The organism is Cupriavidus oxalaticus, from assembly GCF_016894385.1.
In the GTDB taxonomy this organism is placed as follows: Bacteria; Pseudomonadota; Gammaproteobacteria; order Burkholderiales; family Burkholderiaceae; genus Cupriavidus; species Cupriavidus oxalaticus.
On the sequence record NZ_CP069812.1, the window covers coordinates 2,337,886 to 2,351,522 of the forward strand.

11 protein-coding genes are annotated in these 13,637 nt (G+C 68.1%); 3 read left to right on the forward strand and 8 right to left on the reverse strand.

Annotated elements, in window-relative coordinates; translation table 11 throughout:
• Positions 1–74 precede the first annotated feature (74 nt).
• The 6 genes from JTE92_RS23195 to hrpA form a co-directional block, all read right to left on the reverse strand.
• A complete protein-coding gene (locus JTE92_RS23195; protein WP_063238099.1) occupies positions 75–899 on the reverse strand; it encodes a competence/damage-inducible protein A in 825 nt (274 codons plus the stop codon).
• A 12-nt stretch (positions 900–911) separates the two neighbouring features.
• The gene (locus tag JTE92_RS23200) at positions 912–1,802 is read right to left on the reverse strand and encodes an EI24 domain-containing protein (RefSeq protein ID WP_063238100.1); all 891 of its coding nucleotides are present in this window, start codon (positions 1,800–1,802) and stop codon (positions 912–914) included.
• A gap of 163 nt (positions 1,803–1,965) precedes the next feature.
• The gene (locus JTE92_RS23205) at positions 1,966–2,940 is read right to left on the reverse strand and encodes a sterol desaturase family protein (protein WP_063238101.1); all 975 of its coding nucleotides are present in this window, start codon (positions 2,938–2,940) and stop codon (positions 1,966–1,968) included.
• Positions 2,940–3,806 (reverse strand): polysaccharide deacetylase family protein, encoded by an 867-nt coding sequence (locus JTE92_RS23210; protein WP_063238102.1) that lies wholly within the window; start codon positions 3,804–3,806, stop codon positions 2,940–2,942. The genes JTE92_RS23205 and JTE92_RS23210 overlap by 1 nt, the downstream gene beginning before the upstream one ends.
• An 18-nt stretch (positions 3,807–3,824) precedes the next feature.
• Positions 3,825–4,811 carry a YVTN family beta-propeller repeat protein gene (locus JTE92_RS23215; RefSeq protein WP_063238103.1) on the reverse strand — a complete coding sequence of 329 codons (987 nt, stop codon included), beginning with the start codon at positions 4,809–4,811 and terminating at the stop codon, positions 3,825–3,827.
• 142 nt (positions 4,812–4,953) lie between these two features.
• Positions 4,954–9,069 (reverse strand): ATP-dependent RNA helicase HrpA, encoded by a 4,116-nt coding sequence (hrpA, locus tag JTE92_RS23220; protein WP_063238104.1) that lies wholly within the window; start codon positions 9,067–9,069, stop codon positions 4,954–4,956.
• Between the two features lie 23 nt (positions 9,070–9,092).
• On the opposite strand from hrpA, the gene argA reads away from it, so the two are divergent.
• Positions 9,093–10,568 carry an amino-acid N-acetyltransferase gene (gene argA, locus JTE92_RS23225; RefSeq protein ID WP_063238105.1) on the forward strand — a complete coding sequence of 492 codons (1,476 nt, stop codon included), beginning with the start codon at positions 9,093–9,095 and terminating at the stop codon, positions 10,566–10,568.
• A gap of 104 nt (positions 10,569–10,672) precedes the next feature.
• On the forward strand, positions 10,673–10,945 hold the full coding sequence (locus tag JTE92_RS23230; protein WP_029046163.1) for an oxidative damage protection protein: 273 nt from the start codon (positions 10,673–10,675) through the stop codon (positions 10,943–10,945).
• Positions 10,946–11,033: 88 nt separating this feature from the next.
• Here the strand turns inward: JTE92_RS23230 and rpiA are convergent, their stop codons facing one another.
• Positions 11,034–11,720, reverse strand: coding sequence for a ribose-5-phosphate isomerase RpiA (gene rpiA, locus JTE92_RS23235; RefSeq protein WP_063238106.1), 687 nt, complete (start codon positions 11,718–11,720; stop codon positions 11,034–11,036).
• Positions 11,721–11,876: 156 nt separating this feature from the next.
• On the opposite strand from rpiA, the gene tal reads away from it, so the two are divergent.
• Complete coding sequence (gene tal / locus JTE92_RS23240) at positions 11,877–12,833, forward strand: transaldolase (protein WP_063238107.1); 957 nt, start codon at positions 11,877–11,879, stop codon at positions 12,831–12,833.
• A gap of 26 nt (positions 12,834–12,859) precedes the next feature.
• Here the strand turns inward: tal and JTE92_RS23245 are convergent, their stop codons facing one another.
• The gene (locus JTE92_RS23245; protein WP_084254497.1) at positions 12,860–13,636 is read right to left on the reverse strand and encodes an SIR2 family NAD-dependent protein deacylase; all 777 of its coding nucleotides are present in this window, start codon (positions 13,634–13,636) and stop codon (positions 12,860–12,862) included.
• Between the last annotated feature and the right edge of the window lies 1 nt (position 13,637).

The window sequence follows — 13,637 nt, forward strand, 5'->3', positions numbered from 1 at the left end:
CGCACCACCGCGCCAGCACGACGAAAGGGGCAGCCAGGCTGCCCCTTTTTGTTTGCTCCCCCGCCCGCGAAAGCTCAGGCCTGCGCCGACTCCCGCGCCGGCTGCTCGACGACCTCAAACCCCATCGCGCGCACCCCGTCCAGCAGCATGGCATAGGCGGGCGCCACCAGGTCGGCTGGCCCCTTGACCCCGAGGTCGATATGCCGGCGCGCGAAGCGGTCGCCGCGCTGCACGTCGCCGACCGAAGGCAGGCTGAACACGCGGATGCCGGCAAAGGCGGCTTCGACCTTCTCCATCAGCGGCGTCAGCGTGGACTCGGGCGCCTCGAACACATAGAAGGCGCGCTCCTGGTGCTGCACCTGGTGGAACAGGTGCGCATACTCATGGTCGAGCACCCATTCCATCATCGGCCATGCCATCACCGGGAAGCCGGGCATGAAGTGGTGATGTCCCACGGAAAAGCCCGGGATGCGGTTGTAGCTGTTGGGGATGATGCGCGCGCCCTCGGGGAACTCGCCCATCTTGAACCGGTGCTGGTTTTCCGGCTGGTTCAGGTCGGCCTTGACGGGATCGCCGCCGGCGGTCTCCGCGATGCGCAGCGCGATCTGCTCGCGCGCGTCGGGATGCAGCTGGAGCGCCACGCCCAGCGCCGCGGCCGCGCACTGGCGCGTATGGTCGTCGGGCGTTGCGCCGATGCCGCCGGTGCAGAACACCACGTCAGGCCCGGCGAGGGTGCGCGCGAGCGTGGCGGTGATGCGTTCGCGGTCGTCGCCGACATATTGCGCCCAGTCCAGGACCAGGCCGCGCGCGCCCAGCAGTTCGATGGTGCGGCGCAGGTGCTTGTCTTCGCGCCGCCCCGACAGAATCTCGTCGCCGATGATGATCAGGCCGAAACCCATGTTGCCCTCGCTTCAGGAATGTTCGATGCGCCGCACGTCGGAGGGCGCCAGGTCGATGATGTCGCCGCCCGCGGACGGGCCGGCGGGCTGCTGCGCCGGGGGCTGTGCGGCGCGTTCGGCGCGCAGCTGCGCCAGCGCGCGCAGGCAGAAGTGGCCGAACCACAGCGCAGAAAAGATAAAAATCAGCACGTACAGCCACAGCATGCCGGCCAGCACGAACGGGAACAGGAAGATCACCGCCGCGGACGACACCCACAGCAGCGTCGGCGCCGAGCCCAGCAGACCCACGGCCACGCCGATCACCAGCAGCGGCGTGCGATGGCGCTGCATCAGCGTCTTGCGTTCCTCCGCGCTGGCATGGTCGGACAGCGCGTCATAGGTCATCACCCGGTAGGTCAGCCAGCCCCACAGCACCGGCGGGATCAGCGCGAAGAAAGGCGGCACCAGCCACAGCGGCAGCGTCACCAGCACCAGCAACAGGAATACGACGGTGCTGGCCAGCGACTGGAACACGCTGCCGAGCAAGCTGCCGCCGTGAGACTTGGCCAGGTCCGGGTAGCTGCGCTCCAGGTGGCGCACCACCGCCGGCACCGAGAACACGCCGATAAACATCAGCATCGATGCGATCACCAGCGGGACCGCCAGCGCCGCGACGAACAGCGGCGCCACCACGGCGCGCATCGATTGCAGGCTGAGCCAGTCCAGTGCGCTGTAGATCCAGCTGGTCAGCACCGAGGTTTCGAGGAAACCGCGCGTGGCGGTCATGATGGGATCCCAGCCCCACCAGAGCAGCCCGCCCCAGAAGAGCGTGGACAGGACGAAAGGCAGCACGGTCAGCAGCAGCATGCGGGGATGCAGCTGGCTGACAAGCGCGCGGCCAAACGAGCGGAAGATATCGTTCATGCAGCGTGGGGCCGAGCGTGGACTCGGCGTTTATGCAGTGGAAGAGGCGAAAAAGAGGCGGAAACAGCCGGCGTTGGAGCCGGGGCCGGCGGCAAACCGGAACACTAGCATACGCCACTTGCCGCCGCCGCGCGGCCTGCGGCGCCGGCGGTAGAGGTTCGCTTCAGCGCAGCCGCAGCAGGCGCTTGATGCCGTACCACTGGTGGGCGAGGAAACCCACCCCGTAGTCGTGGCCCTTGCCCAGCGGCGGCGGCAGCTGGTCGCGGATACCGGTGGGATGGTAGGTCCCGGTGAAGACCGCGGTGCCGAACAGCATGTCCCACCACGGGAAGATCACGCCGTAGTTGCAGCCGCCCAGCCGCGCCGGGGCGCCGTCGGCCTCATGGCCGATGCCGACCGCATGATGGGTGCGATGGAAGCGCGGCGAGATCAGCAGGCGTTCGCCGAGGGCGCCGAAATGCAGCCGCACGTTGGCATGCTGCAGGCTCTGCAGCAGCTGCGACAGCGCCACCAGCAACACGTATTGCGAAGGCTCGACGCCGACGCCCAGCGCCACCAGCGCGAACACCAGGTCGCGCAGCGTGTCGTCGAGCAGGTGGTTGCGGTTGTCGCTCCACAGCGTCATCTGGCGCTGGCTGTGGTGCACCGCGTGCAGGTGCCACCACCAGCGGAACGTATGCGACAGGCGGTGGTACCAGTAGTCGAGCAGGTCGAACAGCAGCAGGTAGACGAAGAAGCTGACCAGCGGCACCGAGGTCACGCCCGGCCACCAGTCCTCGACATTGATCCGGTGCCAGCCCATCAGCCGCAGGTGCCCCTCGAGCGAGTCGGTCAGCGGCGCCAGCAGGAAGAACATGGCAAGCCGGAACAGTCCGAGGCGGTGGATCGCCGTGTAGAGCATGTCGGTGCGGATCGCGGCGCGGTCGGCCACCGGCTCGACCGGACGCCATTTTTCCAGCGGCCCCAGGATCAGGAACATCACGGCGATCTGCACCAGCCCGACCAGCAGCCACTCGGTGCCGGTGAATGCCTCTTCGGCATAGCGGCCAAACCCGAGGTCATAGACCACCGGCAGCACCACGTCCTGGAACAGCGTGCCTTCGACCTGTCCGATCCAGCCGTTGAGCGACTCCCACATTACCGCCTGCCCTCCTGTTGTCCGCTGGCATGCCGGGCAATCCAGCCGCGGTAGGCCGGATGCTCGCGCAGCGTCGCGAAGCAGAAGCCCTTGCGTTCCAGCCCGGACAGCAGCGGCTCCAGCACGCCCGGCGCCCACGGATCCTTGCGCGACCAGATGCCCAGGTGCGCCATGGTGATGTCGCCATCGCGCAGCTTGCCGAGCGCGCGCTCGAGCAGCATCGCATTCGGGTAGCGGTCCGACGCCAGCTCATCGCCCAGGAAGCCGGCCGGCGCCCAGCCGACGTGGCGGAAGCCGCACTGCTCGGCCCATTGCAGCGTCTGCGGCGCGGTGCGGCCGCCCGGGGCGCGCCAGAGCGGCATCATCTCGGCGCCCGTCATGTCACGAAAGGCGTCGGCGCTGCGGCGCAGTTCGCGGCAGAAGCCGGCGGCATCCATCACGGTGTCCTTGCCCGCCTGCGCGCCGAACTGCGGCCGCATGGTCACCTGCCCGCCGCGCACGCTGCGCAGGTAGACATGGTCGAATGTATGCGTGCCAAAGGCATGGCCGTCCGCGGCCAGCGCCTTCCAGTACGGCGCCCAGGACGGGTCGAGCGAACTGTCCTGCCGCACCGTCGGTTCGTTGGCCAGGAAGAAGGTCGCGCGGATCTTGTGCCGGCGCAGGGTGTCGGCGATCAACTGCGCCTGGCTCATGCTGCCGGTATCGAAGGTCAGGTAGAGCGTGCCGGCCGGGCAGGCCTTCGCCGTGGCGCCGGTGGCATCCGCGGCATGCAGCGCGGAGGGCAAGGCGCCGGCAAGCGCGAGCCCCGCCAGCATCCTGCCGAGTCGCCTGAATCGTCCGAATCGCGAAGCCCTGGTATCGCGCATGATCCTGCCCCGCTTCGTTCAGTACAGCGGCGCGCGCGTGCGGAAGTAGATGCCGTGCGGCGAGCGGCCGACGCGCACGGTCTTGACCAGCTTGCGGCTCGGCACGTCGATCAGCCCGACCGAGCGCGCCCAGCGGAACGTCACCCACAGCGTCTTGCCGTCGGCGGTCAGCTCCATGTCGTCCGGCCCGGGCGGCAGTCCGGTAATGTCGCCGATCTTGGCCAGCGTCTGCTGGTCGATGATGCTGATGCTGCCGGTCACGCGGTTGCTCAGGAACAGGTGGCGCCTGTCTCCCACCGCGCGGAAGTTGTGCGCGCCCTTGCCGGTCTGGATCTGCTTGACCACCGTGCGGGCGCGCCAGTCGATCACCGCAATGTAGTCCGCGCCGGTCATGCCAACCAGCAGGTATTTCTGGTCCGGCGTGACCCAGATGCCGGCCGGCGCGGAGCCGGCCTCCATGCGCCACAACACGTTCTGCGTGATCAGGTCGATCGCGGCGATCTCATTGGAGTCCTGCAGCGTGATAAAGGCGATGCGGCTGTCGGCGGTAAACGCGATATGGCTGGGGGTCTTGGCCAGCGGGTATTGCCTGGCCAGCTTCAGCGCCTTGCCGTCCCAGCGGTAGACGTCGACGCGGTCGAGCCGGTTGCCGGTGGCGACGAACCACTTCTGGTCGGGCGAGAAGCCGATCTGGTAGGGGTCGTCGATATTGGGCACGCGCTGCTGCACCTTGCCGGTTACCGGGTCCAGGAACACCAGGTCGTTGCCGACCGCGTTGGCAACGATCAGCGACTTGTCGTCGGGCGTCGCGATCAGGTGATGCGGCTCCTTGCCAACCGGGAAGGTCTCCAGCACCTTCTGCGTGTCCTTGTCGATCAGCGTGACGGTTGCATCACCCGAATTGAGGATCACCACCACTTCCGCCGATGCCGGCGCGGCCATCAGGCCCAGCGCGAGCGCGCCCACCGTGATCCCACCAGCCACCCACCGACGCAATGCAAACATAAGACCCGCTACAAGAAGAACTGAATCGGCGATTCTAACGTTCGGGCGACTAATTCCGCTGACGTCCCGGCTGACGGCGGAGAAGAATTTGGCAGATTGTTGCGCCGGCACGACCATTCGCGGCCGTACCAGCGCCCGCGCGTCAGCGCTGCATCGATTCCCACACCTTCTGCAGCCGCTTCACCGACATCGGCACGGGCGTGCGCAGTTCCTGCGCGAACAGCGCGATGCGCAGCTCCTCCAGCATCCAGCGGAACTCCTCCAGCCGCGCGTCCTCGCCGCCGCGGCCTTGCGTGCGCAGTTGCTTTTCGGCGCGCTGCCATTGCTGCACCAGCGGCGCCATCTCCTGAATGCGCTGGGTATCGCGCGCCGGATCTCCCTTGAGCTTGTCGATGCGCATGGCGATGCCCTTCAGGTAGCGCGGGAAGTGGACCAGCTGCATGTACGGCGTCTCGTCGATAAAGCGCTTGCCCATCAGCCGGCCGAGCTGCGCTTCCATGTCGGCGTAGGCGGCGGCGAACGGCCTGGCCTGCAGCAGCTTGCGCGGCAGTCCGGCGTATTCGGCAAGGATCGCGCCGGCCAGCCGTGCGATCTCCTGCGCCAGCAGCGACAGCCGCGTGCGGCCTTCGTCCTTGCGGGCGTTGAACTCGGCCTCGTTGCGCGGCAGCGGCGGCTGCATGCAGGCGCGTTCCAGCGCCAGCATCACGATCTGGTCGCGCAGCATTTCCTGCGTCCCCAGCGTCATGTACTGCATCGCCATCTGCTGCAGCCCGGGGATGTTCTTTTCGATGAACTTGACCTGCTCGCGCAGCTGCAGCGCGAACAGCCGGCGCAGCCCCAGATAGTGGATGCGCGCGGCTTCCTGCGGATCGTCGAAGACCTCGACGTCGCAGTGCGTGCCGCGGTCGACCAGCGCCGGGTAGCCGAACAGCGTCTGGCTGCCCTTGCGGATCTCCAGCAGCTCGGGCAGCTCGCCGAAGGTCCAGCCGGTCAGGTTCTCGTACTGGCCAGGCTCGGCGGCCGGCAGCTGCGCGGCCTGCTCGGGCGAGCCGGCTTGCGCAGCGGCTTGAGCGGCCGCCTGCGCGGCAACGCGCTGGAACGACTGCTGCGCCTGGCCGCCCAGCTCGGCGCGCAGTTGCGCCAGGTTGCGGCCCATGTCGAGCTGGCGGCCATGCTCGTCGATGACCTTGAAGTTCATCGCATGGTGCGCCGGCAGCGTTTCCAGCTTGAAGTCGGCGCGCTTGACCATGGTGCCGGTCTCTTCACGGATATCGGCGATCAGCACGTCCAGCAACTCGCCCTCGCCGAACGGCTGGCGCGAGACAAAGCCGGCGGCAAAGTCCGGCAACGGCACGCAATGGCGGCGCAGCTTCTGCGGCAGCGACTTCAGCAGCAGGTGGACCTTTTCCTTGATCATGCCTGGCACCAGCCAGTCGGCACGCTCCTGCCGCACCTGGTTGAGCGCGTACAGCGGCACGGTCAGCGTCACGCCGTCGCGGTGGCTGCCGGGCTCGAAATGGTAGGTCAGCCCCATGTCCACCCCGGCCACGTTCATGGTCTTGGGAAACAGGTCGGTGGTGATGCCGGCCGCCTCGTGCCGCATCAGCTCGTCGCGGTTGAGGTAGAGCAGCTTGCGGTCCCGGGCGCTTTCCGCCTGGTACCACTGCTCGAAGGTCGTCTGCTGGTTGATCTCCGCCGGGATGGCGCGATCGTAGAAGGCGTAGATCAGCTCGTCGTCGACCAGCACGTCCTGCCGGCGCGACTTGTGCTCCAGGTTTTCGATCTCGCGCACCAGGCGCTGGTTGTGCGCGAAGAACGGCAGGCGCGTATCGAATTCGCCCTCGACCAGCGCGCGGCGGATAAAGAGCTCGCGCGCTTCCTGCGGGTTCATCGGACCGTAGTGGACGCGGCGGTGCTGGTAGACCACCAGGCCATACAGCGTGGCCCGTTCCAGCGCCAGCACCTGGCCGGCCTTCTTTTCCCAGTGCGGATCGCTCCAGCTCACCTTGAGCAGGTGGCCGCCGACCTGCTCCAGCCACTCCGGCTCGATCCGCGCCAGCGTGCGCGCGAACAGGCGGCTGGTCTCGACCAGCTCGGCCGCCACGATCCAGCGGCCGACCTTGCGCGCGATCAGCGAGCCCGGCCACAGGTGGAACTTGATGCCGCGCGCGCCCAGGTACTCGCGGCCCTTGCCGTCGCCATCCTCGATACGCACGCCGACGTTGCCGAGCAGGCCGGTCAGCAGCGCCTTGTGCACCTGCTCGTAGGTCGGCTCGCTTTCGTTCAGGCGCCAGCCCTGCTCGGCGACCGTGGTCAGCAGTTGCGAATGGACGTCGCGCCATTCGCGCAGGCGCAGATGCGACAGGAAGTGGGCGCGGCACTGGTCCTGCAGCTGGCGGTTGGACTTCTTGTGCGCGACCGCGTCCTCGAACCACTTCCACAGCTTGACCCAGCCCAGGAACTCGGACTTCTCGTCCATGAACTTGCGGTGCGCCTGGTCGGCGGCTTCCTGCGCCTCCTGCGGACGGTCGCGCGGATCCTGCACCGACAGCGCGCTGGCGATGACCAGCACCTCGCGCAGGCAGTGGTGCTCGCGCGCGGCCAGGATCATGCGGCCCACGCGCGGGTCCAGCGGCAGCTTGGCCAGTTGCCGCCCGGTCGGCGTGAGCTGGTTGGCGTCGTCGACCGCGCCCAGCTCCTGCAGCAGCTGGTAGCCGTCGGCAACGGCGCGGCCCAGCGGCGGCTCGATAAACGGGAACGATTCGATATCGGTCAGCCGCAGCGCCTTCATGCGCAGGATCACCGCCGCCAGCGACGAGCGCAGGATTTCCGGATCGGTGAAGCGCGGGCGGCCGGTGAAATCCGACTCTTCGTATAGCCGGATGCACACGCCGTTGGCCACGCGGCCGCAACGGCCAGCGCGCTGGTTGGCAGCGGCCTGCGAGATCGATTCGACCTGCAGCTGCTCGACCTTGTTGCGGTACGAATAGCGCTTGACGCGCGCCATCCCGGTATCGACCACGTAGCGGATGCCCGGCACCGTCAGCGAGGTCTCGGCGACGTTGGTCGCCAGCACGATGCGGCGCGTGTTGGACGGCTTGAACACCCGCTCCTGCTCCTGCACCGACAGCCGCGCGAACAGCGGCAGGATCTCGGTATGCGGCGGATGGTGCTTGCGCAGCGCCTCGGCCGCCTCGCGGATCTCGCGTTCGCCCGGCAGGAACACCAGCACGTCGCCCGGGCCGACGCGGCACAGTTCATCGACGGCATCGACAATGCCGTCGTAGAGGTCGCGCTCGCGCGCCTGCGCGCTGCGCGGCGCGGCGCCCGGCGGCGCGTCGTCGGTAATCGGGCGATAGCGCACTTCCACCGGATACAGCCGGCCGCTGACCTCGATCACCGGCGCGGGCTTGCCGTTGAGCGTGAAATGCTCGGCAAAGCGCTGCGCATCGATGGTGGCCGAGGTGATGATCACCTTCAGGTCGGGCCGCTTCGGCAGGATCTGGCGCAGGTAGCCGATCAGGAAGTCGATGTTCAGGCTGCGCTCGTGCGCCTCGTCGATGATGAGCGTGTCGTACGCGCGCAGCAGCGGGTCGTTCTGGGTCTCGGCCAGCAGGATGCCGTCGGTCATCAGCTTGACCGACGCGCCCGCCGACATGGTGTCGTTGAAGCGCACCTGGTAGCCGACATGCTCGCCCACCGGCGACCCCAGCTCCTGCGCGATGCGCTTGGCGGTGGAGGTCGCGGCGATGCGGCGCGGCTGGGTGTGGCCGATCAGTCCCCCGCCCTCGCGCCCCGGCCCGCGTCCGATCGACAGGCAGATCTTGGGCAGCTGCGTGGTCTTGCCCGAGCCGGTCTCGCCCGAGACGATCACGACCTGGTTCGCCAGCAGCGCCGCGGCGATCTCGTCGCGGCGGGCCGAGACCGGCAGGGCCTCGGGGAATGTGATCGGGGGCAGCGGGTTGACCGCCCGCGGTGGCCGCGGCGGGCGCTCCTGGCGCGGGCCGCGCGGCGGGCGCTGGCCGGGTTCATCGGCCGGACGGGCAGCAGCTGGCTCCGTGCGGCCAGCGGGCGGCCGGGGCTGGCCACGGGTCGGCCCTGGGGCCTGCCCTTTGGACGGCCGGGGCGGCCGGGGCGGCCGGGGCGGCCGGGACGGATTGGATGGCGTGGACTGGCCGGCACCGGCCGGCGTCTGCGCGACGGCGGATTGGCCTGGCCTGGCGGGCTTTGCAGCCTTGAAGGGGCGTTGTTCTGACATTGGCCGGGATTATAATCCGCGGGATGAACGCCAGAACCGACGCGCCTCAGCCGGCGCCCACTCCCGATACGACAGCCGACACGGCAGTGGAGCCTCCCGCCACGGCCGAGCTGCCCCCGCCTGCCCCGATTTCCCCAGTGCCCGCCACCGCGCCGCTGCCGGCGGGTGCCGACGCCATCGAACGCGGCGGCCCCGACCACCAGCAGTTCGTCGACTGGCTGCGCATGGTGGCGCCGTACATCCACGCCTTCCGCGGCAAGACCTTCGTGATCGCCTTCGCGGGCGAACTGGTCAAGTCGGGCGTGCTCGACGCGCTGGTCAACGACGTGGCGCTGCTGCATGCGATGGGCATGCAGATCGTGCTGGTGCATGGCTCGCGCCCGCAGGTGGAAGAGCAGCTGGCGCTGCGCCATGTCGAGTCGCAATTCGTCGACGGCGTGCGCATCACCGACAACGCCGCGCTCGAATGCGCCAAGGAGGCCGCCGGCGAGCTGCGCCTCGATATCGAGGCCGCCTTCAGCCAGGGCTTGCCGAATACGCCGATGGCCGGCGCGCAGCTGTCGGTGATTTCCGGCAACTTCGTCACCGCACGCCCGGTCGGCATCGTCAACGGCACCGACTACCAGCACACCGGGCTGGTGCGCAAGATCGATGCCGAGTCGGTGCGCATGTCGCTGTCCCACGGCAAGGTGGTGCTGCTGTCGCCGCTGGGCTTCTCGCCGACCGGCCAGGCCTTCAACCTGTCGATGGAAGACGTGGCCAGCGCCACCGCCACGGCGCTCAAGGCCGATAAGCTGATCTTCATCACCGAGGTGCCGGGCGTGCCCGACCCGGTCGGCAAGCTGATGCCGGAAATGTCGCTGCGCACGGCCGTGGAGCGCCTGCAGAACAACCACCTGCCGCCCGACGTGGCCGACTACCTGCGCCACCTGGTCAAGGCGCTCAAGGGCGGCGTGCCGCGCGCGCACCTGATTCCCTATGCGCTGGACGGCTCGGTGCTGCTGGAACTGTTCCTGCACGACGGGGTCGGCACCATGCTGTCCGATACCGACCTCGAAAGCCTGCGCGAAGCCACGCTGGACGATGTCGGCGGCATCCTGCAGCTGATCGCGCCGCTGGAGGCGGACGGCACGCTGGTGCCGCGCGGACGCCACCTGATCGAGCGCGATATCGCCAACTTCTCGGTGATCGAGCACGATGGCGTGCTGTTCGGCTGCGCCGCGCTCTATGACTACCCGCGCGAGAACATGGGCGAAATGGCCTGCCTGACCGTCTCCGCCGAGGCCCAGGGCACCGGCGACGGCGAGCGCCTGCTCAAGCGCATCGAGCGCCGCGCCCGCGCGCTCGGACTTGAGCGCCTGTTCGTGCTCACCACGCGCACCGAGCACTGGTTCCTCAAGCGCGGCTTCGTCCACGCCACGGTCGACGACCTGCCCGAAGACAAGCGCAAGCTCTACAACTGGCAGCGCAAGTCGATGGTGCTGATGAAAAAACTGTGACGGCGTAGGGTCAATGGCCACCCGGGCGCGGCCTGCCGCCCTGCTTGGCTACAATAGCGCCAGCGCCCCGAGCCCAGTCTAACGAACGTACAAGGAGTCCCCCCATGGCCCGCATGGTCCATTGCATCAAGCTGAACAAGGAAGCCGAAGGCCTCGACTTCCCGCCGCTGCCCGGCGAACTGGGCAAGAAGATCTGGCAAAGCGTGTCGAAGGAAGCCTGGGCCGGCTGGCTCAAGCACCAGACCATGCTGATCAATGAAAACCGCCTCAACATGGCGGACACGCGCGCGCGCCAGTACCTGATCAAGCAGACCGAAAAGTACTTCTTCGGCGAAGGCGCCGACCAGGCGCAGGGCTACGTGCCGCCGCAGTCCTGATTTCCGGACGGCCTCAAACGACAAAGGGGTGCCCGAGGCACCCCTTTTTGCTGGGCCGTTTTAGCGGCGTCACGGCGCAGACGGCGGATCAGTAGTCCGTACGCTGCACACCGTCGCCGGTGCCAAGCAGCAGCACGTCCGCGCCGCGCAGCGCGAACAGGCCCACGGTGACCACGCCCGGCACCTGGTTGACGGTTTGCTCCAGGCCACGCGGATCGTCGATCTTCAGGCCGACCACGTCGAGGATCACATTGCCGTTGTCGGTCTTGTAGATGCCGCCTTCCTTCGTCATGCGCAGCTTCGGCTGGCCGCCCAGTGCCTGCAGCTTGCGCGCCACCGCCGCACGTGCCATCGGAATCACCTCGACCGGCAGCGGGAAGGCACCCATGGTGCCGACCAGCTTGCTGCCGTCCGCGATGCAGACAAAGCGCTTCGCCACCGAGGCAACGATCTTCTCGCGCGTCAGCGCGCCGCCGCCGCCCTTGACCATGGCGCCGCTGGCATCGATCTCGTCGGCGCCGTCGACGTACACGGGAATCTCATCGACCTCGTTCAGGTCCAGTACCTTGAACCCGTGCTGCTGCAGGCGGCGCGTGGAAGCCTCGGAGCTCGACACCGCACCCTCGAAACGCTCCTTGAACGCCGCCACGGCATCAATGAAGAGGTTGGCGGTGGAGCCGGTGCCCACGCCCAGCACGGCACCTTCGGGAACTTCCTGCTTCACATAGTCGGCGGCGGCCTGCGCCACCAACGCCTTGAGTTCATCCTGAGTCATGACAACAGCCAGATCGCGTTGGGGGAAACGCATAGTGTAGCGGATTGAGCGGCATACCCCGCCACCGGCGGTACAATGGTCCGGCCGGGGCCAGCGCTTGCCGCCCCGCCATCGCAAACCGAATCGCCCACGATTCAGCGCCAACGACTAAGCGACATGAACCAGCTCGAACAACTCAGGCAGTTCACCACGGTAGTGGCCGATACCGGCGACTTCCAGCTGATGAAGCAATACACCCCGCAGGACGCGACCACCAACCCCTCGCTGATCCTGAAGGCCGTGCAGAAGCCGGAATACCGGCACCTGCTGGAGAAGGCGGTGCAGGATCACCATGGCAACGGCGGCGTCGATGCGGTGATGGACGAAGTGCTGATCGCCTTCGGCTGCGAGATCCTGGCGATCGTGCCGGGCCGCGTCTCGACCGAAGTCGACGCGCGCCTGTCGTTCGACACCACCGCCACCGTCAACAAGGCCCGCCACCTGATCCAGCTGTACGAGCAGCGCGGCATCGCGCGCGAGCGCGTGCTGATCAAGATTGCGTCGACCTGGGAAGGCATCCGCGCGGCCGAGATCCTGCAGCGCGACGGCATCCGCTGCAACATGACGCTGCTGTTCTCGCTGGTGCAGGCGGTGGCCTGCGCCGAGGCGGGCGCGCAGCTGATCTCGCCCTTCGTCGGCCGCATCTTCGACTGGTACAAGAAGCAGGCCGGCGAGCAGTGGGACCCGGTCGCCAACGGCGGCGACAACGATCCCGGCGTGCGCTCGGTGCGGCAGATCTACGACTACTACAAGAAGTTCGGCTACCCGACCGAGGTGATGGGCGCCAGCTTCCGCAGCACCGCGCAGATCCTGTCGCTGGCCGGCTGCGACCTGCTGACCATCAGCCCGGAGCTGCTCGAGCAACTGGCCGCCGGCCAGGGTGCGCCAGAGCGCAAGCTGTCGGTCGACCAGGCACAGGCCGCCAATATCGCCCGCATCACGGCGGACGAGCCGGCATTCCGCTGGCAGCTGAATGAAGACGCGATGGCCACCGAGAAGCTGGCCGAAGGCATCCGCCTGTTCGCCGCGGATGCGGTCAAGCTGGAAAAGTTGATCGGCGAGATTGCCAAATAAGCGCCAAATAAGCCGACAGTGCCGGCTCAGTCGGGCTCCATGCCCGGCTGCGGCCACAGCAGCGGCAGCAAGGCGCCTGCCGCTGCCGGCACCACCAGGTCCGCGGTCTGGTCCAGCGCGGACGGCAGCGGGTTGATCACGATGACAGGCGCGCCGTGCTCCTTCGCCAGCCCCGGCAGCGCGGCTGCGGGATAGACCAGTCCCGACGTCCCCACCACCAGGCACAGGTCCGAAGTCTGCGCCGCATGCTCGGCGCGGAAGCGCGCCACGCGCGGCAGGTCTTCGCCGAACCACACCACGCCCGGGCGCATCAGCGCCCCGCACAAGTGGCAGCGCGGCGGCATGCCGGGCAATGCGCTGGCTTCGTCGCAGCGCCCGCACCCGTCCAGCCATTTGTTGGCGAACAGGTTGCCGTGCAGTTCGATCACATGCTGGCTGCCGGCACGCTGGTGCAGGCCGTCGACGTTCTGCGTCACCAGCGTGACGTGCTTTTGCGCGGCCAGCGCCGCCAGCGCGTGGTGCGCCGGATTGGGATGGGCGGCCGCGACCAGCGCGCGCCGGTGCAGGTACCACTCCCACACCAGTTCGGGCTGGCGCCGGTAAGCCTCTTCGCTGGCCAGTTCCTCAGGATTGAACCGTTCCCACAGGCCAGTCATTGCATCGCGGAAGGTCGGCACGCCCGACTCGGCCGAAATGCCGGCGCCCGTCAGCACGAAGATGCTGCGCGCCTGCGCGATCAGCCGACGCACCGCTTCCATCCCGGGCCAGGGCTCGGACGTGGGGCGCAGCGGATCGGCCACCATG

Coding starts and splice junctions, on each gene's coding strand:
- JTE92_RS23195 (WP_063238099.1), bottom strand. CDS start 899: ATGGGTTTCGGCCTGATCATCATCGGCGACGAGATTCTGTCGGGGCGG.
- JTE92_RS23200 (WP_063238100.1), bottom strand. CDS start 1,802: ATGAACGATATCTTCCGCTCGTTTGGCCGCGCGCTTGTCAGCCAGCTG.
- JTE92_RS23205 (WP_063238101.1), bottom strand. CDS start 2,940: ATGTGGGAGTCGCTCAACGGCTGGATCGGACAGGTCGAAGGCACGCTG.
- JTE92_RS23210 (WP_063238102.1), bottom strand. CDS start 3,806: ATGCGCGATACCAGGGCTTCGCGATTCGGACGATTCAGGCGACTCGGC.
- JTE92_RS23215 (WP_063238103.1), bottom strand. CDS start 4,811: ATGTTTGCATTGCGTCGGTGGGTGGCTGGTGGGATCACGGTGGGCGCG.
- hrpA (WP_063238104.1), bottom strand. CDS start 9,069: ATGTCAGAACAACGCCCCTTCAAGGCTGCAAAGCCCGCCAGGCCAGGC.
- argA (WP_063238105.1), top strand. CDS start 9,093: ATGAACGCCAGAACCGACGCGCCTCAGCCGGCGCCCACTCCCGATACG.
- JTE92_RS23230 (WP_029046163.1), top strand. CDS start 10,673: ATGGCCCGCATGGTCCATTGCATCAAGCTGAACAAGGAAGCCGAAGGC.
- rpiA (WP_063238106.1), bottom strand. CDS start 11,720: ATGACTCAGGATGAACTCAAGGCGTTGGTGGCGCAGGCCGCCGCCGAC.
- tal (WP_063238107.1), top strand. CDS start 11,877: ATGAACCAGCTCGAACAACTCAGGCAGTTCACCACGGTAGTGGCCGAT.
- JTE92_RS23245 (WP_084254497.1), bottom strand. CDS start 13,636: ATGGTGGCCGATCCGCTGCGCCCCACGTCCGAGCCCTGGCCCGGGATG.